This is a genomic window from Pseudomonas sp. GW821-FHT03C07, assembly GCF_059420925.1.
The window spans coordinates 422,455-443,341 of the sequence record NZ_JBWKUQ010000003.1; the positions used below are offsets into that span (position 1 = coordinate 422,455).

The window sequence follows — 20,887 nt, forward strand, 5'->3', positions numbered from 1 at the left end:
GCTTAACTGGAATCGCCCGGTAGTCGGCAGTGGGAGTTTTCGGCCTTGGCCTCTTCTTCCTGCAATTGCTGCCAGAGTTCGGCGGCACCGGGAAACTCGGTGCCGTCTTCAGGGGTCATGGCGTCGCTGTCGTAACGGCTCAGACAGCCTTCACCCACGGTCGGTGGCGCCTTGGCGGTCGCCTTGTCGAGTGGATCGCTCATCGCCACGCCCCCAGGCCCGTCAACGGGCAATCAGAACACCACGGTCTTGTTGCCGTGCACCAGCACACGATCTTCCAGGTGATAACGCAGGCCACGGGCCAGCACCATCTTCTCGACATCGCGACCGAAACGCACCATGTCCTCGATGCTATCACTGTGACTTACACGCACCACGTCCTGCTCGATGATCGGGCCGGCATCCAACTCCTCGGTTACATAGTGGCAAGTTGCCCCAATCAACTTCACGCCCCGCAGGGACGCCTGGTGATAAGGCTTGGCACCGACGAACGACGGCAGGAAGCTGTGATGGATGTTGATCACCTTATGCGCGTACGCCTGGCACAGGTCCGGTGGCAGGATCTGCATGTAGCGCGCCAGTACCACCACATCGGCCTCGTGGTGCTTGACCAGGCGCGACACTTCAGCAAAGGCCGGCTCTTTGTCCTGTGGATTCACTGGCACGTGGTAATAAGGAATACCGTGCCACTCGACCATGCTGCGCAGGTCGTCGTGGTTGGAAATCACACAGGCGATCTGGCAATCCAGTTCCTCGCTGTGCCAACGGTGCAACAGGTCCGCCAGGCAATGGGACTCACGACTGGCCATCAACACCACACGCTTCTTCTGCTCGGTATCGGTGATACGCCAGGTCATGGAAAATTCCTCGGCGATCGGTGCAAACGCCTCACGAAAGGCGTCCAGGCCAAACGGCAGGCTGTCGGCACGAATCTCGTGACGCATAAAGAACCAGCCACTGAGGTTGTCGGAGTGATGGCTCGCTTCGGTGATCCAACCGTTGTAAGACGCCAGAAAGTTACTGACTTTGGCAACGATGCCAACGCGGTCAGGGCAGGCAATCACCAGCCGGAAAGTGCGCATGAGGGGGAAACTCCAGAACTTCGCAAAGGTCACCATTCTAGCGAGTGCGCGAAAAAACTGCAGTATTCGTTGCACAGGCGCCCCACTCCCGCCGGTCATGGCTTTCTCCCCTCATCTGTAGTGGGTTTTCCCCGAGTGACCCGGCGCCACGCGCCGATAATTCAAACATCGGCACAACAAGAGCGCTCTTGGCCGCCCTGCCGAAAACATCTAAGTCGCTGACAAGCGCCGTGCCTAAGTTTCAAATTAAATGCAATAAACCGCCTATTAAATGTTTACTTGCTCAAATACTCTGACTACTATTGCGTCACTGTACCCCTGTCGCCCTGACTCAACATAAGGTAGTGTCCATGTCCCTGATCCAGAAATACCACGCCACCCAGGAAGCCATCAAACAACTGCAAGCCGAAATGGCCGCAATGGAAAAAGACGGCGCGCTGAAAAAAGAAATGGAATTTGAAAGCAAACTGCGCACTCTGCTGGGCGAGTACAACAAGGCGCTGCCAGATGTCATCAACATTCTGGACCCACAGGCCAAAGCAGGCAAAGCCGTACGCGGCGCCGTGAAAACCACCGGCACCAAGCGCGCACGCAAGGTCAAGCAATACAAAAACCCGCACAACGGTGAAGTGATCGAAACCAAAGGCGGCAACCACAAAACTCTGAAAGAGTGGAAAGCCAAGTGGGGCGGCGACGTGGTTGAAAGCTGGGCTACCCTGCTGGGCTAAGCCAGGCCGGTCACGGACGTTATTCGCGACCCTCCAAAAAAACGCCAGCTCGCTGGCGTTTTTTATTGCCTGTCATTTAATCGCCGAGGTGTTTAACCGACCGTCATGTTAAAGCGCGCGCACAACGATTGTGCATAGTCCTGCCACTGCTCCAGCACCTGACGCTGCGCCACTGTCGCATTCGGTAAACACTTCACGAGGTGCTCGGTAAAATCCGCCAGGGTATTCGGTGCACCCCAGGCCGCCTCGCTCAGACGCTGTCGACAGAATGTCCGCCAGCGTTGTTGCTCTTCTTCACTCAGGCTGCCGGGAAAGTTACGCGCCCGGTAACGGAATAATAATTCCGGCAAACGTTCATCATCGAAAGGCCATTGCCCACGCGCCAACTGCTCGGGGTCGGCACTGCGAACTTGCTCACACAAACGCCGGTCGCGGTCGCCGATAAAACCGTCGTATAACTGCTGCTCCGGATCCTCGCTGGGAGCGAAATCCTCACCGGCATAAAGGGCCAGGACTTTATCCCGCCAAACTTCCTGGGTGTCACTCAATTGCTGGCGGCGCGCCTCATAAAGCGCCATGTCCAACTGCAGGCGCTGCTGATCTTCGCCACGCAATACCTTCAGTGGCGCCACTACCGGACAACGGTTGACATGAATCAACTTGAGCGGCACTGGCAGTTCCCCTTCAGCACGATCCTCATGACGCCTGTAAAGCTGCTGGCGCAAGGTCTCGGCATCCAGGTCGAACAACGGCTGCGGATCCTGCGACAGATCACAGACAATCAGCGCATTGCGGTTACGCGGGTGCCAGGCCAACGGCAGGACAACACCCAGGTAATGGCGCGCGGCGGAGAAACGTCCGGAGATATGCACCATGGGCTGTAACAGACGAATCTGATCCATGACCCGCTGTTTGCTACGCAACTGAAACAGCCAGTCATACAACTTCGGCTGTTTCTCGCGAATCAACCGCGCCAGGGCAATGGTGGCACGCACATCGGACAAGGCTTCGTGGGCGTGACCATGATCGATCCCATTGGCCGCGGTCAGGCGTTCGAGCCGGAGGGTCACCCGCCCGTCTTCCTCGGGCCAGACGATCCCCTGCGGACGCAAGGCGTAGGCCGCCCGTACCACGTCGATCAGGTCCCAACGGCTGTTGCCACCCTGCCATTCGCGGGCATAGGGGTCGAAAAAATTTCGATACAGGCTGTAACGAGTGACTTCGTCGTCAAACCGCAAGGTGTTGTAGCCGGCACCGCAGGTCCCCGGAAGGGCCAGCTGGGCGTGCACCCGGGTCATGAAGTCGGCCTCCGCCAAGCCCTGCTCGGCGAGTTGCCGCGGGGTGATGCCGGTAATCAGGCAAGCCGCCGGGTGCGGCAGGATATCCTCGCTCGGCCGGCAATACAGGTTGACCGGTTCATCGATCTCGTTGAGTTCGGCATCGGTCCGGATACCCGCCACCTGCAAGGCGCGATCACAGCGCGGATTGATCCCGGTGGTTTCGTAGTCGTACCAGAAGATAGAGGTCACGGCGGGTTCCTGAACAGAAGACCGACGCAGTCTAGGCGCTCAGCGCCCCCTCGGACCAGCATCCCGTAACAACTTGACGCTACTACTTCGATACCGTTCATTACAGAGTTAAGTTGCTTAGCCAGGCGCCGCTGGCTAGGATCGGGCCTCTGTCCGCAAGGACCTGTCACTATGCCGTCGATTTCAGCACCGACAAGGAAGACTGCGCTGCCAATCCCCCTGGACACTCACTACCGGGTCGAAACCCCGGAAGGCATCGACCTGCCCCTGCGCCCGGCCGGCCTGCCCGTGCGGGCAGTGGCGTTCGCCATCGACCTGGGCGTGCGCGGCGTGCTGCTCGGGGTCCTGCTGAGCAGCCTGATGCTGCTGGGCAAGCTGGGGCTGGGCCTCGGCTCGATCGTGCTGTTCCTGGTCAGTTGGTGGTACATGGTGCTGTTCGAAGTGCTGAACCAGGGCCGCTCGCCGGGCAAGCAGATGATGGGCCTGCGGGTGGTCCATGACGATGGCACGCCGATCGGCTGGGCCGCCTCCCTGACCCGTAACCTGCTGCGTTTTGTCGACATGCTGCCGTTCGGTTATTTCCTCGGTGCAATCAGTTGCCTGCTGCACCCGACCTTCAAGCGCCTCGGCGACCTGGCCGGCGGTACCCTGGTGGTCTATCGCGAACAACCGCTGCCGCGTCCCAGCCTGCCCCAGGCGACACCGCGCGCCGCGCCTTTCGCCCTGCGTTTGGCGGAACAGCGCGCCGTGTTGAGTTTCGCCGAACGCCAGGGCGACCTCAGCGCCGAACGCACCCGGGAACTGGCGGCGCTGCTGGCGACGCCCCTGGGCGTGCCGGCGTCCCGGGCCGCGGCAGAATTGAACGGGATTGCCCATGGACTGCTGGGGCCGCTATGAAACAGAGTCTCTTCGAAAGCCGCCATCAGCCTGAATGGCAACGTTTTGCCCACTGGCTCGAGCAGATGGAACGCGGCAAGGCGAAAGCCATCGACCTGCGCGAATTCCCCGCCCATTACCGACGCCTTTGCCAACAACTGGCCCTGACCCAGGAGCGCGGCTACAGCAGCCATTTGGTCGATACCCTGCAACAGCTGGCCTTGCGCGGGCACCAGCAACTCTATCGACACCGTAGCCACCTCGGCGCCTCGGTACTGGGTTTTATCTTCGCCGATTTCCCCCGCCTGGTGCGCGAACAATGGCCCTTCGTCCTGGTCGCCGGGGTGCTGTTCTTCGCCAGCCTGGGGCTGACCGGGGTGCTGATCTATCTGTTTCCGGACCTGGTCTACAGCATCGTCAGCCCGCAACAGGTCGCCGACATGCAGGCCATGTACGACCCCGCTGCCAGCACCTTGGGACGCAGTGTCGCGCGGGCTTCCAGCGAAAACTGGGTGATGTTCGGCTACTACATCATGAACAACATCGGCATCGCCTTCCAAACCTTCGCTGGCGGCTTGTTGTTCGGTCTGGGCAGCCTGTTCTTCCTGCTGTTCAACGGCCTGACCATCGGCGCGGTGGCCGGCCACCTGACCCAGATCGGCTACGGGCAGACCTTCTGGTCGTTTGTCATCGGCCACGGCGCCTTCGAACTCACCGCCATCGTCCTGTCCGGGGCCGCTGGCCTGCAACTGGGCTGGGCGCTGGTGGCGCCAGGCCGCCTGCGCCGCGGCGAGGCCCTGCGCCTGGGTGCGCAGAAGAGCATCCAGATCGTCGGCGGAGTGATCCTGTTCCTGCTGATCGCCGCCTTTATCGAAGCCTACTGGTCCTCCATGAGCCAGCTCGCACCGCGGATCAAATATGCGCTGGGCGCTGGACTCTGGCTGCTGGTGGGCGCCTATCTGTTGTTGGCCGGACGGAGCAAGCATGCGCCTGACTGACGCCAGCGTCGCCATTCGTCCCCGCAGCACCTGGGAAGCCATGGACCTCGGCGTGCTGCTGGCCCAGCAACATCGCGGCTTGCTGATGGCTTCCTGGGCTCTGGTCACCTTGCCGGTCTTCGCCCTGCTGAGCCTGCTGCTCTGGGAACACCCTTCAATCGCCCTGCTGCTGTTCTGGTGGTTGAAACCGGCATTCGAGCGTTTGCCGCTGTATATCCTGTCCACGGCCCTGTTCGGTGATACCCCCAGCCTGAAACAGGCGCTCAAGGCCTGGCCGCGCCTGCTCAAACCGCAACTGCTGGCGAGCCTGACCTGGCGCCGCCTGAGCCTGAGTCGCAGCTTCACCTTGCCGGTGCAACAGCTTGAAGGCCTCGCCGGGCAAGCCCGCCAACAGCGCCTGCGAGTGCTTTTGCCCCAGAGCCTGCGCGCAGCGCGCTGGCTGACACTGATCGGCGTGCACCTGGAATATGTCCTGTGGATCGGCCTGATGGCGGTGTTCTATCTATTGTTGCCGCGGCAGATCGACATCGACTGGCACTGGCAGAAACTGCTGTTCGCCGCCCAGCATGAGTGGCTCTGGCTGGAGCACCTGAGCAACGCCTTCTACGCACTGATCCTGATTTTCTGGGAACCGATCTATATCGCCTGCGGCTTCAGCCTCTACCTCAACCGCAGGACCGTGCTGGAGGCCTGGGATATCGAACTGATTTTCCGCCAGCTGCGCCAACGCCTGCTGCCGGTGGTCACCGCGCTGCTGCTCGGCGTCGGCCTGTGGTCGATACCTTTTGCGCAACCGCTGATGGCCGCCGAGCCGCCGGCGCCGAACACGCCACGGCTGCTCAAGCAACCGCTGACCAGCCAGGCGTCCCAGGACGCGATCAAGGCGTTGTTGCAGGCGCCGCCGTTCAAGAACCCGGAAACCGTCACCCGCTGGCGGCTGGGCGAACCTTCCAGCGAACGCCACGGCCAACCCCCCAGCGGCTGGCTGAAGGCCCTGTTGGAACGTTTTGACAGCCGCATCGCCGGCACCCTCACCCAAGGCCTGGAGATTCTGCTCTGGGCCGTGCTGTTCAGCTTGCTGGTCTGGTTGGCCTGGCGCTATCGGGATGGCTTGCGGACCTTCGTTGGCCTGCGCCCGAAGCCGCGCGCCAAGCCCATCCCGAGCGCCGCGCCGCAACTGTTTGGCCTGGCGCTGGGCATCGACACCTTGCCCGACGATATCGCCGCCAGCGCCGAGGCGCTGTGGCCGCAGCAGCCGCGCGAAGCCATGAGCCTGCTCTACCGTGGCCTGCTCAGTCGCCTGCTGCATGACTATCAATTACCCCTGAAGAGCGCCGATACCGAAGGCCAGGTCCTGGAGCGGCTCGCCCAGTTGCGCGAACCGGCCCTGCAGGCCTTCAGCCAGGAACTGACCGGCCACTGGCAGAACCTCGCCTACGGCCATCGCCTGCCGGCGGCCCAGCAGCAACAGGCGCTGTGTGAAGGCTGGCGACAACTCTTCGGTCCGGGGGCCGTCCGATGAACCGGCGTCTTTCCTGGCTGATCGGCCTGGCGCTGCTGGCGTTGCTCGCCGGTGGCGGCCTCTATCTCTACCATAAGGCCACGCCCTACACCGAGGTCATCGATCACGGCCCCTCGCCCGAGGCCCGCGCCAACCCTTACCTGGCTGCCGAACAGTATCTGCGTGGGCGTGGCCTGCAGGTCAGCCATGCCAACAGCCTGGATATCCTCCCCGGCCTCGACCCTCGCGGACGGAGCCTGATGCTGCTGGGCGAGCGCTCGAACATGACCCCGCGCCAGGCCGACCAGTTGCTCAACTGGGCCCGGGCCGGCGGGCGCCTGCTGTTCGTCGCCGAAGCCCTGTGGGACCCCAGGACCGGGAAAAGCGGCGACCTGCTGCTCGACCGCGTGCAACTGCGTCAACTTCTGAGCAAGGACCTCAAGGGCGACGCTCCAGAACCGGAAGACGAGCATTACCCCCTGTTGACCCGCATGTACCTGGAAGACGAGGACGCCCCGGCCTACTTCAGTTTCGACACCGAGTTCCACTTGTCCGACCCGAAGGACCTGGCGCAATCCTGGGCCAACAGCGCGACCTCCACCCACCTGATGCAACTGGACTACGGCGCCGGCAGCGTCACCGTGCTGACCGACGCCGAGCTCTGGACCAACCGCGCCATCGGCCGCTACGACAACGCCTGGCTGCTCTGGTACCTGGCCCAGGACAGCGAGGTAACGCTGCTGTTCAACACCGAGCACGACAACCTGCTGACGCTGTTGTGGCGCTACTTCCCCCAGGCCCTGGTGGCCCTCGCCGCGCTCCTCGGCCTGTGGCTATGGCATGTCGGCCTGCGCCAGGGGCCGTTGCAGGCGCCCGCCTCGCGGGCACGCCGACAATTGCAGGAACACCTGCGGGCCAGCGCCGATTTCCTGCTCCGCCGCAGCGGCCATGAGGCCCTGCTCCAAGCCTTGCAACAGGACATCCTGCGCCGGGCGCGCAAACGCCACCCCGGTTTCGAACGACTCGGCGTTGCCGAACAATGGCAGGTGCTCGCGCGCCTGACCCGCCAACCCACCAGCGCCATTAGCCAGGCCTTGCGCCCGCGACCGAAGCAGCGCCTTTCCAGCGTCGACTTCAGCCGCCAGGTCGCCCACCTGCAAACTCTCAGGAATGCCCTATGAGCGAACAACAAGCCGAACCGACCAGTCCGGTCGACACCGAGGTTCATGCCCAGCAGCAACGTCATCGCGCCAGCCAGTTGGCCCAGGCCGTGCGCCACGAACTGCAAAAGGTGCTGATCGGCCAGGACACGGTGATCGATGACGTGCTCACCGCACTGATCGCCGGTGGCCATGTGCTGCTCGAAGGTGTCCCCGGACTGGGCAAGACCCTGCTGGTGCGGGCCCTGGCCCGCTGCTTCGGCGGCGACTTCGCGCGTATCCAGTTCACCCCCGACCTGATGCCCAGCGATGTCACTGGTCATGCGGTCTACGACTTGCAGACCGAACAGTTCAAGCTGCGCAAGGGCCCTCTGTTTACCAACCTGCTGCTGGCGGATGAAATCAACCGCGCCCCGGCGAAAACCCAGGCAGCACTACTCGAGGCCATGCAGGAACGCCAGGTCACCCTCGAAGGTCGCGCCCTGCCCATCGCCCAGCCGTTCATGGTGCTCGCCACGCAGAACCCGATCGAACAGGAAGGCACCTACCCGCTGCCCGAAGCCGAGCTCGACCGCTTTATGCTCAAGCTGCGCATGGACTATCCCGATGCCCAGCAGGAACTGGACATGGTCCGCCAGGTGACCCGCTCGACCAAGGCCGACATGCTCGAAGTACAGCCGCTGCGTACCCTGTTGCAGGCCAAGGACGTGCTGGCCTTGCAACGGATCGCCAGCGAATTGCCGCTGGACGAGCAGGTCCTCGACTACGCCGTGCGCCTGGCCCGAGCCACCCGCAGTTGGCCGGGCCTGACCCTCGGCGCCGGGCCCCGGGCGTCCATCGCCCTGGTCCGCGGCGCCCGGGCCCGGGCGTTGCTGCGCGGCGGCGAATTTGTGATCCCGGACGATATCAAGGGCTGCGCCCTGGCCGTGCTGCGGCATCGGGTGCGGATCGCCCCCGAGCTGGATATCGAAGGACTGTCGGTCGACCAGGTGCTCAAGCAATTGCTTGACCAGGTCCCGGCGCCGCGCCAGTGAGGCGTCCGCATCCATGAGACCTTCACGGCTGCTGTTGATCTGGCTTGGCGTCCTGCTCGCCCTGGGCATTGGCCTCGGTGCGCTCAGGGCCCTGGGCGTCGAGTTGCCCGGGCGCCTCGGTTCGATTGGCTGGGGCTTGCTCCTGGCCCTGCTGCTGTTGAGCCTGCTCGACGCCGCCCGGCTCAGGCGCTTGCCCTCGCCGCGGCTGCAACGCCAACTGCCCGGTAGCCTGGCCCTGGGCCGTTGGGGCGAAGTACGCATCGAGCTCAGCCACGACCACCCCACGCCCCTGCGGGTGCGGCTCTTCGATCATGTGCCCGCCGGCCTGGCGTTCGCCAACCTGCCCCAGGCCATCACTTTGCAACCGGGCGCAGGCAGCGCGCTGACCTACCGCGTGCGGCCCTTGAGCCGTGGCCATTTTCGCTACGAACGTTGCGAAGTCAGCCTGCCCAGCCCGTTGGGGCTGTGGTCAGAGCGACGCTATCTGGCACTGGCCGATGCCACCCGTGTCTACCCGGATTTCGCCCGTCTCTACGGCGCCCAGCTCCTGGCCGTCGATAACTGGCTCAGCCAGCTCGGTGTGCGTCAGCGCCAGCGGCGCGGCCTGGGCCTGGAGTTCAACCAGTTGCGCGAGTTTCGCGAAGGCGACAGCCTGCGCCAGATCGACTGGAAAGCCACGGCCCGGCAACGCACGCCGATTGCCCGGGAGTACCAGGACGAGCGTGACCAGCAGATCGTCTTCCTGCTCGATTGCGGGCGACGGATGCGCAGCCAGGATGGTGAGTTGGCGCACTTCGACCATGCCCTCAACGCTTGCCTGTTGCTCAGCTACGTGGCCTTGCGCCAGGGCGATGCGGTGGGCCTGTGCACCTTTGCCGGCGAGCAGCCGCGCTTTCTCGCCCCGGTCAAGGGCCAGGGTCAACTGAACGTACTGCTCAACAGTGTCTACGACCTGAACAGCACCCAGCGCCCGGCGGACTACCAGGCCGCGGCCAGCCAACTACTGGCCCGACAGAAACGCCGGGCCCTGGTGGTGTTGGTGACCAATCTGCGCGATGACGACGATGAGGCACTGCTGACGGCGGTCAAACGCCTGAGCCGGCAACATCGGGTGCTGGTGGCCAGCCTCAGGGAGGAAGTGCTCGACCAGTTGCGCCAGGCACCGGTGCAGACTCTGACCGAGGCCCTGGCCTACTGCGGCACGGTGGATTACCTGAATGCCCGAGCCACCCTTCATGAACGGCTCGCCGCCCATGGCGTACCGGTGCTGGATGCCCGCCCGAGCGAACTGGGTGCCGATCTGGTCAGCCGCTACCTGAGTTGGAAAAGAGCCGGAACCTTATAGGAACCCGGCCCCTTGAAGCCCCGCGCTAAGCGGAAGCCTCCAACGGATGGAAGCTGAAGTAATGCTGCAGCGCCGCGACCAGTTGCAGATACTCCGCAGATGACTCGAGCAGCCTGAAGCCCGAGTCGTAATAACCCGGGGACGCCTCCTCATGGCACCACAGGCAGCGGCCGGTCAGATCAACCAGTTGCTGACTGCCATCGCTGAGCGGAAGCTTGAGCTGCAACTTGAATTCGGCCTTGACCAGCAAAGGCAACTGACTGATCAGCATCAGCCCCTCTTCGCAGACATTGCCCAGGTAGCCGATAGGTTTGCCGGTGTGGCGATTGAACACTTGCAGAAAATAAGGTAGCTGATGCCGCTCGATTCGACGGTCAGTAGGCATGGCAATGATCGCTGTGAAGGCCATTCAGCATGGCTGCGCTAATGCTTCGGAGCAGACGAACGGCACTGCCCTCCCTTGGTCTCGGTCGACAGCGGCAAATCGCCCTGTCGCAAACCTCTACCGAGCCATGGCTTTCAATTCAAAAGAATTGATAAAACTGAAACCATACACTCGAATGTTAGCGCAAAGCTGGCAGAGAGCCAGTTTCTATTTCACTCATCATAAAACCACGCTACTACAACGGCGCGGGACTGGGCTGCGCCGCCATGGCGCCATCTGCATGGCCCAACTGCCGCAAGGTTTCCAGGCGCGCCCGGGCACGGTATGCGTATTCGCTGTAAGGGTACTGGGCGATGATAAATTGATAGGTCTGTATCGCGTCGACGAACAGTTTCTGTCGCTCCAGGCACTGGCCACGCAGCATCGACACTTCCGGCTGGACATAGGGCCGGGTGCGGCTCTCACGATCGACCTGAGACAACTGCAGCATGACGTCTTCACAGTTGCCGCGATCATAGGAACGATAGGCATTGTTCAGATGACTGTTCATCGACCAGCGGGTGCAACCAACCATACTGGCGGCCAAGGCTAAAACGAGCAAAATTCGCATGGGGGGTCTCCTGTTCTTGCTAGTGTATCGACCCGATGGCGAAAATCTCCAGAGTGTTCGCCAAACAACCTATTCGAAAAAAATCATCCGCTGAAAAGTAGTGCAAATGAACAATGACTACAGCCGAGGACCATAGTAGCCTTTCGCTGCGCTTGAACTCAGGAGTCTCTGCATGTCCGTTCGTCGTACTAAAATCGTCGCCACACTGGGCCCGGCCAGCAATTCGCCGGAAGTTCTCGAACAGTTGATCCTCGCTGGTCTGGACGTTGCCCGTCTGAACTTCTCCCACGGTACTCCCGACGAGCACAAGGCTCGTGCCAAGCTGGTGCGCGACCTCGCCGCCAAGCACGGGCGCTTCGTCGCGCTGCTGGGTGACCTGCAGGGCCCGAAGATCCGTATCGCCAAGTTCGCCAACAAACGTATCGAACTCAAGGTCGGTGATCGCTTTACCTTCTCCACCAGCCATCCGCTGACCGAGGGCAACCAGCAGGTCGTCGGTATCGACTACCCGGATCTGGTCAAGGATTGCGGCGTCGACGACGAACTGCTGCTCGACGACGGTCGCGTGGTCATGCGTGTTGAAACCGCGACCGACACCGAGCTGCACTGCGTGGTGTTGATCGGTGGTCCGCTCTCGGACCACAAGGGCATCAACCGTCGCGGTGGCGGCCTGACCGCCCCGGCCCTGACCGAAAAAGACAAGGCCGACATCAAGCTCGCCGCCGAAATGGAAGTGGACTACCTCGCGGTCTCCTTCCCGCGCGACGCCGCCGACATGGAATACGCCCGTAAGCTGCGCGACGAGGCCGGCGGTACTGCCTGGCTGGTGGCGAAGATCGAACGCGCCGAAGCCGTGGCCGACGACGAAACCCTCGACGGCCTGATCATGGCCAGCGACGCGGTGATGGTGGCCCGTGGTGACCTCGGTGTGGAAATCGGCGACGCCGAGCTGGTGGGCATCCAGAAGAAAATCATTCTGCATGCGCGCCGCCACAACAAGGCGGTGATCGTCGCGACCCAGATGATGGAGTCGATGATCCAGAACCCGATGCCGACCCGCGCCGAAGTGTCCGACGTAGCCAACGCCGTACTGGACTACACCGACGCCGTGATGCTTTCGGCCGAAAGTGCCGCCGGTGCCTACCCGCTGGAAGCGGTGCAAGCCATGGCGCGTATCTGTATCGGCGCCGAAAAGCACCCGACCAGCAAGACCTCCAGCCACCGGATCGGCAAGGTCTTCGAAAGCTGCGACCAGAGCATCGCGCTGGCAGCCATGTACACCGCCAACCACTTCCCGGGCGTCAAGGCGATCATCGCCCTGACCGAAAGCGGCTACACGCCGTTGATCATGTCGCGGATTCGTTCCTCGGTGCCGATCTACGCATTCTCCCCGCACCGTGAAACCCAGGCCCGCGCGGCGATGTTCCGTGGCGTCTACACCGTGCCGTTCGACCCGGCTTCGCTGCCACCTGAGCAAGTCAGCCAGGCCGCGGTGGACGAGTTGCTCAAGCGCGGCGTAGTCGAGCAAGGCGACTGGGTCATCCTGACCAAGGGCGACAGCTACCACACCATCGGCGGCACCAACGGCATGAAGATCCTGCACGTGGGCGACCCACTGGTTTGATCCTCGTTACAGCGCCGTAAAAAAGCCCCGCCTCTCGCAAGAAGGCGGGGCTTTTTTATGCCTGGACAGGGAGAAAAACCGCCGCGGATGCCGTGTAGGTTTTTTCTGTTTTTATTGTGGTGTCGGCACATAGATCACCTGACAGGCTAGCCTTGTCACTTGACCGCCGGATGCATGCAAAAGCCTCGGCAAGGAGAAGCTCAATGAAAGACCGAAACCGTCCTCCCATCACCCGCAACCCCTTCAACCGGATCATGGACATCCAGATGATCGCCACGACGCTGGGGGGCGCCAGCCTGGCAGGCATGCTCTTCCCCAACATGGGAAGTGCACTGCTGGCAGGCTTGCTGCTGGGCGCCCTGGCCGGATTATGGGCCACAACACCCACCACCTGACACTACCGACCCAAGGAAGGGTGCCATGACACTGGAACAGACCCCTTATTCGATTATCGCCGGCCTGATTCTTATCGCCTTCTATCTGGGGCGGTCCCTGTATTATCGACAACCCGCAGAACTGATCCACGCGGTGATTATCATCACCGCCTGCCAGGGAGTTGTGGCGGCCATCGCGCTGGGTTCACTGACCTATTTTTCCAGCGCCCACGAACTGGGGATTTTGCGAGAACAGAAGGACAGTATCCTGGTCGGCGCACTGGCACTGACGTGGGTGTCGGTGATCTCCGCCTATTCGAGTCTCATGCAACCCGGGCATCGGGCAAAGTCGTCCGGGAAACCTTGACTCTCAACGCCGGGTCATGAAACCCGAAAGCGCAGCAATCGCCTCGGGCGAGCGCAGCCGCTGGATAAACAATGCGGCTTCGGCCTCCACCACCTGTCGCAGTTGCTCACGATCCGGGTCCTTCATCAATTGCTTGCTGACCTGCACCGCCGCCGAGGCCAGTTGATCGAAGCGCAGCGCTACTTCCCGCGCCTTGGCCAAGGCCAGCTCGCCACTGGGCAACGCCTCGCTGGCCAGGCCCCAGACCGCCGCCTGTTCACCACTGAAGCCCTCGCCCAACAGCAGCAACTGCGCCGCTCTGGCGTGGCCGAGCAAACGCGGCAGCAACAGGCTGGAACCGAATTCCGGGCACAGCCCCAGATTGACGAACGGCATGCGCAGACGGGCATCGGCGCTGACGTACACCAGGTCGCAATGCAGCAACATCGTCGTGCCGATCCCCACGGCCGGCCCCGCCACTGCGGCAATCACCGGCTTGCGGCAATCGAGCAGGCTGCGCATGAACGCAAAGACCGGGCTGTCGAGGTTGCTCGGCGGCTCTTCGAGAAAATCGGCAATGTCATTGCCGCTGGTAAAACACTCGCTGCTGCCACAAATCAACACCGCGTTGATCTCGGGGTCGGCATCCGCTTCCCGTAGCGCTAGGCCCAACTGGCTGTACATGGCGCGGGTCAGGGCGTTCTTCTTGTCGGCACGGTTCAGGCGCAGGGTCAGCAAGCTGCCTTCGCGCTCCAGCACAATCGCGTCAGTCATGGAAACTCTCTTATTGTGGGGGCCCGGCGCTCAGGCGTGCGGCACGAACACATCGGCCAGCAGTTGATTGCGCGGCAGCCCGGCCAGGTACAGACGTTTGGCCAACGCCTCGACACTTGCCGGGGCGCCACAGAGTAGAGCCAGGGTTTGCCGGGAGACAAGCCGCAGTTTGGCCAGAAAGTCCGGCAGTTCGGCCCCGATCACGTAGTCGACGCTCAGGTTGGGGAACTGCGTGGCCAATTCGTTCAGCGCCGGCGCCAGATAATGTTCGCTGGCGTCGTGGGCCAGGTGAACCAGGCGTATCGGTCCTTCATGGCCCTGGCGCAGCGCCTCGCGCAACACCCCCCATAACGGTGCCAGGCCCGTACCGGCCGCCAGCAGCCAGAGCGGCCGGACGTGCCAGTCCGGGTCATAATGCAAAGCCCCGCCACGCAGTTCGCCCAGGCGAATCGGCGCGCCGAGCTGAAGCCGACGCGCCGCGTCGCTGAATGCACCGGGTTGCCGGCAATCGAGGTGGAACTCCAGGTAACGGTCTTCCTCGGGCAGGCTGGCCAGCGAATAAGGCCGGGCGACGCCCTGCTCCGTCCACAGCACCAGATGCTGGCCGGCGCTGTAACGCAGGGGGCGTTCGGGCAGCAGGCGCAGGCGCAGAACCGTCGGGCTCAGCCAGTCCAGCTCGACCACCGTTGCCGACAGGCCGTCACGGCGCGGATCGAAGACCTCAATCTGCAGGTCCTCGCGCACCTGGCACTGGCAAGCCAGCCGCCAGCCGCGCTCGCGCTGGGCGAAGGCCAGGGCCTCTGGCTGGTTATCCTGCGGCTCGCCCTGCACGCAACGCACCAGGCAGGTGTGGCAACTACCCGCCCGACAGCTGTAAGGCACCGCCACGCCCGCCTGGTTCAGGGCATCGAGCAGGTTGCTGCCAACGTCCACCGGCCAGGTCCGCTCACCCACCCGCAACTCAGGCATCGGTGTATTCCCAAGCCGCGCAGCAGCGATTGCGCCCGTCGCGCTTGGCGCGGTACAGCGCCTGATCGGCGCGCTGCAAGGCATCGTCGAGGTCGTCGTCCACCCCCACCAGCGTCATGCCCACCGACAGGCTCAGGTTGTTCACCGCCAACCCCACCAGCTCCACCTGAGTAAAGGCCAGGCGCAAGCGCTCACAACAGGAGGTCAGGCGATCAGGGTCGGCATTGGGCAGCAGCAACACGAATTCTTCTCCACCGTAGCGCGCCAGCACATCGCCGTCGCGCACACAGGCATTGGCCACCGCGGCGAACGCCTGCAAGACCTGGTCACCGGCGGCATGCCCATGCATATCGTTGATCCGCTTGAAATGATCGAGGTCGATCAAGGCCAGGCCATGGACCACATCCGCGTCCATCAGCTCCAGCTCACGGGAAGCCAGCCGCAGGAAATGCCGTCTATTGTACAACCCGGTCAGCTCATCGGTCGCCACCAGGTCCTCCAACTGACGCATCATCCCGCGCAGGGTGTCCTGGTGGGCCTGCAAGGCGAAGCGACGCTGGCGCATACGCAGACGGGAGGCTTGCACGTAGCTGGCGTAGAGACACAACCACAGCAGCACGACGAACAGCACGCACACCTGCAGCAACGCCAGGCCCGGGTCTGGCAACTGGAAGTGATAACCCTCCCAGAGATTGAGCGCCGCAAAGGTGAAGAACATCAAGGCCGCACAGCGTATGAACTTGCGTTGCGGCAGATGGAACATGCCGAACAGCAGCACCAGTGGGTAAAATATCAGGAATGTGCCGCGGGCTTGTTCGAGGTTGGCCATCAGGTAGGTTTGCCAACCCAGGCCTATGAGTACCTGCAGCTCGGTCAGGCTGGGATCGCGAAAATGCCGGTTGCGATTGCTGATAAACAGCCAGCCGAGTACGCCCTGACTGAGAATTACCAGGCCACTACCGATCAGGCCCGTGGTTACGCTGGCCTCATAGTGATCGGTGAAAATCGCTACCCATAGTAGCGCCAGCACCAGCAGATAGGTGCCGGCAGCCAGGGCAAAGCGTTTGCGTAACAGACTCTGTATGGCTTTATGGGTCAATCTTTGACTCACTGTGCGCTGAGGGCTCAAGGGGTTTCCTTCCCGTACAGGCCACTTGCCACTCTAGTGATCTGGCTCAAAAATAACTATTCAATTTTTTAAACTCAGACAGCTTTGTTTATACGAGTAGGCAAAAAAGGTGCCGACGTCCCTGCGACCTTGGTGTGAGCACTGACGGATGTGCCCGGCTTAAGGGCAGGTTATACTGCCGCGCCTCATTTTGTGCCGGCCATGCGTGCCCGGCTCGCCTCAAAAGATGTTTTCGACAGACCAGATGCAAACCGGTCGCAAACACCTTATTTCCATGTTCCCGTCTTTATAGAGGAGCGCGACCCATGACCGTGATCAAGCAAGACGACCTGATACAGAGCGTTGCCGACGCCCTGCAGTTCATTTCCTATTACCATCCCGTGGACTTTATCCAGGCCATGCACGAGGCCTACCTGCGGGAAGAGTCGCCGGCGGCCCGCGATTCCATGGCGCAGATCCTGATCAACTCGCGCATGTGCGCCACCGGCCACCGGCCAATCTGCCAGGACACCGGTATTGTCACCGTGTTCGTGCGCGTGGGCATGGATGTGCGCTGGGACGGTGCCACCATGGGCCTGGACGACATGATCAACGAAGGCGTGCGTCGCGCCTACAACCTGCCGGAAAACGTCCTGCGTGCTTCGATCCTGGCCGACCCGGCAGGCGCGCGCAAGAACACCAAGGACAACACCCCGGCGGTCATCCACTACTCCATCGTTCCGGGTAATACCGTGGAAGTGGACGTCGCGGCCAAGGGCGGCGGTTCCGAGAACAAATCGAAAATGGCCATGCTCAACCCATCCGACTCGATCGTCGACTGGGTGCTGAAGACTGTGCCGACCATGGGCGCCGGCTGGTGCCCACCGGGCATGCTCGGCATCGGCATCGGCGGTACTGCCGAGAAAGCCGCGGTCATGGCCAAGGAAGTGTTGATGGAGTCCATCGACATCCACGAACTGAAGAAGCGTGGTCCGTCCAACCGCATCGAAGAAATGCGCCTGGAGCTGTTCGAGAAGGTCAACCAACTGGGCATCGGCGCCCAGGGCCTGGGTGGCCTGACCACCGTGCTCGATGTGAAGATCATGGATTACCCGACGCACGCGGCGTCCCTGCCGGTGTGCATGATCCCGAACTGCGCCGCCACCCGCCACGCGCACTTCGTGCTCGACGGCTCCGGCCCGGCCTCGCTGGAAGCGCCACCGTTGGACGCCTACCCGGAAATCGTCTGGGAAGCCGGTCCGTCGGCTCGTCGCGTCAACCTCGACACCCTGACCCCGGAAGACGTGCAGAGCTGGAAGCCGGGCGAAACCGTCCTGCTCAACGGCAAGATGCTCACCGGCCGCGACGCCGCGCACAAGCGCATGGTGGAAATGCTCAACAAGGGTGAAACCTTGCCGGTGGACCTCAAGGGTCGCTTTATCTACTACGTCGGCCCGGTTGATCCGGTGCGTGAAGAAGTCGTCGGCCCAGCCGGTCCGACCACTGCAACGCGCATGGACAAATTCACCCGGCAGATCCTCGACCAGACCGGCTTGCTGGGCATGATCGGCAAATCCGAGCGCGGCCCGACCGCCATCGAAGCGATCAAGGACTACAAGGCCGTGTACCTGATGGCCGTGGGTGGCGCTGCCTACCTGGTGGCCCAGGCGATCAAGAAATCCAAGGTCGTGGCCTTTGCCGAACTGGGCATGGAAGCGATCTACGAGTTCGAGGTCAAGGACATGCCGGTGACGGTTGCTGTCGACTCCAAGGGCGAGTCGGTGCACATCACCGGTCCGGCCATCTGGCAGAAGAAGATCCACGACAGCCTGGCGGTGGAAGTGCAGTAAGCGCTTTTGTTGCAGGAATAGAGGCGGCCCGGTTGATCCGGGCCGCTTTTTTATTGCCTGGAAAACAGCGTTGGAGCGGCGCACAGGCCTGTAAGACTCAAGGATGGTGATGAAATTAGAACGCTATCGCCGGCAAGCCAGCTCCTTGGATCGTGGCTGCCATGATACTTGGTGGTGATGCACAAATTTGTGGGAGCTGGCTTGCCGGCGATGGCACCCGGACAGACACCGCTAGGCTCAAGGTCCCCATCGCTGGCAAGCCAGCTACACTCAGACGTGGCTGGAGGTGGGCCAGACCTGCAAGGTGTCATCCACACGCTTGCGCGCCAGTTCGATCAGGCGCACGACTCCCAGCGCCAGTTTGCGTTTCGAACCGTCAAGTTGGTCGGCGGATTCATAAGCCGTCGCGGCAGCCGACTCAAGGATGTCACACACATCAATCAGCGCTTCTTCGACGCCGTTCGGATGATCCGGTTTACAAGCATTTCGGGGGGCCATCGGGTCATCGCTGATCGGCAGGTTGTAGTGGGCGAAAACCCGGTCGACAACCGCGTTGAGTTTCAGGTCTGCGCAAACAGGTGGGTTAGGTGTAACTTTGAACATGACGTCCTCCGGAGTAGTGGAATCGTCATCCATCGCTGCTAAACGAGGTGGGTGGCGACTGTACGCGGGTTAGCAGACCGGGACTCCAGGAACCCAGCGCGCCCGAAGGCGCCCCACGCACAGCCGCCATAACGCATGAAGCGGGCATGAAAAAAGCGCCAGCCAAATGGATATGGGCGCTTTCTGTGCGCCTGGAAGTCAATCGGGCTGCTAAACCCGATCACTGAAATAGCAGTGACGGACCAGAGCCTAGTCCCGTGATTTTCCTGGCGCAAGCGATCTGGATTTTCTAGGAAACTTCAGTCAAGGGAAAGAGAAACGTCCTCCAATAGCCGAAAAACAGTCCCCCATTGCACCTCAATCTAACGTGCCCACAGTCACCACCGCCCGCATACGCTCGCGCAACCACCACCACTCAGCCAAGCCTCAACCTTGCGAAGACAGTTGATTGATCGCCTTGGGATCGAGGATCGCTTGCGGCCCACCGTTTCGGGCCACCGCCAGCATCGCCCGGCCAATGGTTTCGGTGGTCTGGATGGTGTCCGGCCACAACCGCCGCAGCAAGCTTATCAGCGGTCCGGCGAGGCTGTAGACCGCTTGATAGAGCGGGGTCTTGGAACGCACCCCGTGCAGCGGCTGGATCGCACCGGGACGCATCAGGTACACCGCCTTGAACGGCAACCGTTGCAAGGCATTCTCGGTGCGACCCTTGACCCGCGCCCACATGCTGCGGCCCTTTTCGCTGCTGTCGGTGCCCGCCCCTGTGACATAGACAAAAGTCATGTGCGGATTGAGCCGCGACAAGGTCTCGGCCGCGGCCAGTGTCAGGTCGTAGGTCACCCGGGTGTACTGCGCCTCATCCAGGCCCACCGCAGAAACACCCAGGCAGAAAAAGCAGGCATCGAAGCCCTGTAATTCGACCTCGATGCCCTGGTAGTTGAACAGGTCCGCATGCACCACCTGGCTGAGTTTCGGATCAATCTGGGTCACCGGCGTACGGCCAATGACCCGGACCTGCCGTACGTCGTCCGCCAGCAGGCATTCACGCAAGACACCCTGGCCGACCATGCCGGTGGCACCGAACAACAGAACGTTCATGGACGACCTCTCAATGGATTGGAAATGCCGGCAGCTCGACAGGTGCACTGTAGTCGGCGGCACGACTGACCTCCAGCCAACGCTGGCCCGCCTCGGCACGAGCAGTCTCCGCCTGCTCGCAATACTGCAAGGCATCGTTGCCGATCAACAGGTGCAGCGGCAGTTGCTCGTGATAGGCCAACTTCAGCAAAATCCGGGCTATCCGATCAGGATCGCTCGGCTCATTGCCGGCGTAGGTACCGAGCAATTCCTGGATCGCACCGACGCTAGGCAGGTAGTCGTCGATAATCGTTGGCGTGCCCTGGCCTGCCCGCACCGCCCAGTTGGTGCGCATGCCACCCGGCTCCACGGCACAGATCTTGATCCCCAAATGCGCCACTTCCTGCGCCACCACCTCGGTGAAACCACCCACCGCCCACTTCGCCGCCTGATAGGCGCTGAGCCCAGCCATGCCCAAACGCCCGCCCACGGAGGAAATCTGCAGAATGTGCCCGCTGCGTTGCGCGCGCATCACCGGCAATGCGGCCCGAGTCAGGTTGACCACGCCGAAGAAATTGGTCTCGACCTCGGCACGGAATGCCTCTGCGTCGGTCTGCTCGAACGGCGCGAGATGACCGTAACCGGCGTTGTTGACCAGCACGTCGAGTCGACCAAAGGTATCGACCGCCACCTTCACCGCCGCTTCAGCCGCCGCCGCGTCCGTCACATCCAGGGCCACGACCCGCAGCTGATCGCCATAACGCGCCAGCAGATCATCCAAACGCTGCGGCTCACGCGCCGTCGCCACCAGGCGCTCCCCTGCCGCCAGCACCGCCTCGGCGATATTGCGACCCAGGCCACTGGCACTTCCCGTAATCAACCAGACTTTAGACATGCTTGTACTCCTTACGATT

At 62.3% G+C, this 20,887-nt stretch carries 22 protein-coding genes; 11 read left to right on the forward strand and 11 right to left on the reverse strand.

The window, feature by feature from the left end; translation table 11 throughout:
- Positions 1 to 2 precede the first annotated feature (2 nt).
- Together AC07VG_RS08255 and purU are read right to left on the reverse strand one after the other, a co-directional pair.
- Entirely contained in the window at positions 3 to 203 is a 201-nt protein-coding gene (locus tag AC07VG_RS08255) for a hypothetical protein (protein ID WP_494999603.1), read from the reverse strand.
- 30 nt (positions 204 to 233) lie between these two features.
- Positions 234 to 1,082 carry a formyltetrahydrofolate deformylase gene (purU, locus tag AC07VG_RS08260; RefSeq protein ID WP_494999602.1) on the reverse strand — a complete coding sequence of 283 codons (849 nt, stop codon included), beginning with the start codon at positions 1,080 to 1,082 and terminating at the stop codon, positions 234 to 236.
- Between the two features lie 350 nt (positions 1,083 to 1,432).
- On the opposite strand from purU, the gene mvaT reads away from it, so the two are divergent.
- Positions 1,433 to 1,810: a histone-like nucleoid-structuring protein MvaT gene (gene mvaT / locus AC07VG_RS08265; protein WP_494999601.1), complete on the forward strand. Its 378-nt coding sequence runs from the start codon at positions 1,433 to 1,435 to the stop codon at positions 1,808 to 1,810.
- 92 nt (positions 1,811 to 1,902) lie between these two features.
- On the opposite strand, the gene sbcB is transcribed toward mvaT, so the two are convergent.
- On the reverse strand, positions 1,903 to 3,339 hold the full coding sequence (gene sbcB, locus AC07VG_RS08270; RefSeq protein WP_495020843.1) for an exodeoxyribonuclease I: 1,437 nt from the start codon (positions 3,337 to 3,339) through the stop codon (positions 1,903 to 1,905).
- Between the two features lie 171 nt (positions 3,340 to 3,510).
- Between sbcB and AC07VG_RS08275 the strand changes: the two genes are divergently transcribed.
- Genes AC07VG_RS08275 through AC07VG_RS08300 form a run of 6 tightly spaced genes read left to right on the forward strand, consistent with a single transcriptional unit; the run spans position 3,511 to position 10,253 of the window.
- Entirely contained in the window at positions 3,511 to 4,236 is a 726-nt protein-coding gene (locus AC07VG_RS08275; RefSeq protein WP_495020844.1) for an RDD family protein, read from the forward strand.
- Complete coding sequence (locus AC07VG_RS08280) at positions 4,233 to 5,213, forward strand: stage II sporulation protein M (RefSeq protein WP_495020845.1); 981 nt, start codon at positions 4,233 to 4,235, stop codon at positions 5,211 to 5,213. The genes AC07VG_RS08275 and AC07VG_RS08280 overlap by 4 nt, the downstream gene beginning before the upstream one ends.
- Complete coding sequence (locus AC07VG_RS08285; protein WP_494999597.1) at positions 5,200 to 6,735, forward strand: DUF4129 domain-containing protein; 1,536 nt, start codon at positions 5,200 to 5,202, stop codon at positions 6,733 to 6,735. The genes AC07VG_RS08280 and AC07VG_RS08285 overlap by 14 nt, the downstream gene beginning before the upstream one ends.
- Positions 6,732 to 7,895 carry a DUF4350 domain-containing protein gene (locus tag AC07VG_RS08290; protein WP_495020846.1) on the forward strand — a complete coding sequence of 388 codons (1,164 nt, stop codon included), beginning with the start codon at positions 6,732 to 6,734 and terminating at the stop codon, positions 7,893 to 7,895. The genes AC07VG_RS08285 and AC07VG_RS08290 overlap by 4 nt, the downstream gene beginning before the upstream one ends.
- Entirely contained in the window at positions 7,892 to 8,908 is a 1,017-nt protein-coding gene (locus AC07VG_RS08295) for an AAA family ATPase (protein ID WP_494999595.1), read from the forward strand. The genes AC07VG_RS08290 and AC07VG_RS08295 overlap by 4 nt, the downstream gene beginning before the upstream one ends.
- Before the next feature lie 13 nt (positions 8,909 to 8,921).
- The gene (locus tag AC07VG_RS08300) at positions 8,922 to 10,253 is read left to right on the forward strand and encodes a DUF58 domain-containing protein (RefSeq protein WP_494999594.1); all 1,332 of its coding nucleotides are present in this window, start codon (positions 8,922 to 8,924) and stop codon (positions 10,251 to 10,253) included.
- Positions 10,254 to 10,278: 25 nt separating this feature from the next.
- Here AC07VG_RS08300 and AC07VG_RS08305 read toward each other — a convergent pair whose 3' ends face one another.
- The gene (locus AC07VG_RS08305) at positions 10,279 to 10,638 is read right to left on the reverse strand and encodes a PilZ domain-containing protein (RefSeq protein ID WP_494999593.1); all 360 of its coding nucleotides are present in this window, start codon (positions 10,636 to 10,638) and stop codon (positions 10,279 to 10,281) included.
- Between the two features lie 235 nt (positions 10,639 to 10,873).
- The gene (locus tag AC07VG_RS08310; protein WP_494999592.1) at positions 10,874 to 11,248 is read right to left on the reverse strand and encodes a tetratricopeptide repeat protein; all 375 of its coding nucleotides are present in this window, start codon (positions 11,246 to 11,248) and stop codon (positions 10,874 to 10,876) included.
- A 172-nt stretch (positions 11,249 to 11,420) separates the two neighbouring features.
- On the opposite strand from AC07VG_RS08310, the gene pyk reads away from it, so the two are divergent.
- From pyk to AC07VG_RS08325, 3 genes are all read left to right on the forward strand, one after another.
- Positions 11,421 to 12,872 (forward strand): pyruvate kinase, encoded by a 1,452-nt coding sequence (gene pyk / locus AC07VG_RS08315; protein ID WP_494999591.1) that lies wholly within the window; start codon positions 11,421 to 11,423, stop codon positions 12,870 to 12,872.
- 203 nt (positions 12,873 to 13,075) lie between these two features.
- The gene (locus AC07VG_RS08320) at positions 13,076 to 13,267 is read left to right on the forward strand and encodes a hypothetical protein (protein WP_494999590.1); all 192 of its coding nucleotides are present in this window, start codon (positions 13,076 to 13,078) and stop codon (positions 13,265 to 13,267) included.
- A gap of 25 nt (positions 13,268 to 13,292) precedes the next feature.
- The gene (locus AC07VG_RS08325) at positions 13,293 to 13,613 is read left to right on the forward strand and encodes a hypothetical protein (RefSeq protein ID WP_494999589.1); all 321 of its coding nucleotides are present in this window, start codon (positions 13,293 to 13,295) and stop codon (positions 13,611 to 13,613) included.
- Between the two features lie 3 nt (positions 13,614 to 13,616).
- Here AC07VG_RS08325 and AC07VG_RS08330 read toward each other — a convergent pair whose 3' ends face one another.
- The 3 genes from AC07VG_RS08330 to AC07VG_RS08340 are packed head-to-tail and all read right to left on the reverse strand — an operon-like array spanning position 13,617 to position 16,434.
- On the reverse strand, positions 13,617 to 14,366 hold the full coding sequence (locus AC07VG_RS08330) for an enoyl-CoA hydratase (RefSeq protein ID WP_494999588.1): 750 nt from the start codon (positions 14,364 to 14,366) through the stop codon (positions 13,617 to 13,619).
- 30 nt (positions 14,367 to 14,396) lie between these two features.
- The gene (locus AC07VG_RS08335; protein WP_495020847.1) at positions 14,397 to 15,335 is read right to left on the reverse strand and encodes an iron-sulfur-binding ferredoxin reductase; all 939 of its coding nucleotides are present in this window, start codon (positions 15,333 to 15,335) and stop codon (positions 14,397 to 14,399) included.
- Entirely contained in the window at positions 15,328 to 16,434 is a 1,107-nt protein-coding gene (locus AC07VG_RS08340; protein WP_495020848.1) for a GGDEF domain-containing protein, read from the reverse strand. The genes AC07VG_RS08335 and AC07VG_RS08340 overlap by 8 nt, the downstream gene beginning before the upstream one ends.
- 335 nt (positions 16,435 to 16,769) lie before the next feature.
- Between AC07VG_RS08340 and AC07VG_RS08345 the strand changes: the two genes are divergently transcribed.
- Positions 16,770 to 18,293: a fumarate hydratase gene (locus AC07VG_RS08345; protein ID WP_100938784.1), complete on the forward strand. Its 1,524-nt coding sequence runs from the start codon at positions 16,770 to 16,772 to the stop codon at positions 18,291 to 18,293.
- 270 nt (positions 18,294 to 18,563) lie between these two features.
- Here AC07VG_RS08345 and AC07VG_RS08350 read toward each other — a convergent pair whose 3' ends face one another.
- From AC07VG_RS08350 to AC07VG_RS08360, 3 genes are all read right to left on the reverse strand, one after another.
- Positions 18,564 to 18,896: a DUF6124 family protein gene (locus AC07VG_RS08350; protein WP_152738107.1), complete on the reverse strand. Its 333-nt coding sequence runs from the start codon at positions 18,894 to 18,896 to the stop codon at positions 18,564 to 18,566.
- 426 nt (positions 18,897 to 19,322) lie between these two features.
- On the reverse strand, positions 19,323 to 19,994 hold the full coding sequence (locus AC07VG_RS08355) for a Rossmann-fold NAD(P)-binding domain-containing protein (protein WP_495020849.1): 672 nt from the start codon (positions 19,992 to 19,994) through the stop codon (positions 19,323 to 19,325).
- Between the two features lie 10 nt (positions 19,995 to 20,004).
- Complete coding sequence (locus tag AC07VG_RS08360) at positions 20,005 to 20,868, reverse strand: SDR family NAD(P)-dependent oxidoreductase (RefSeq protein WP_495020850.1); 864 nt, start codon at positions 20,866 to 20,868, stop codon at positions 20,005 to 20,007.
- Between the last annotated feature and the right edge of the window lie 19 nt (positions 20,869 to 20,887).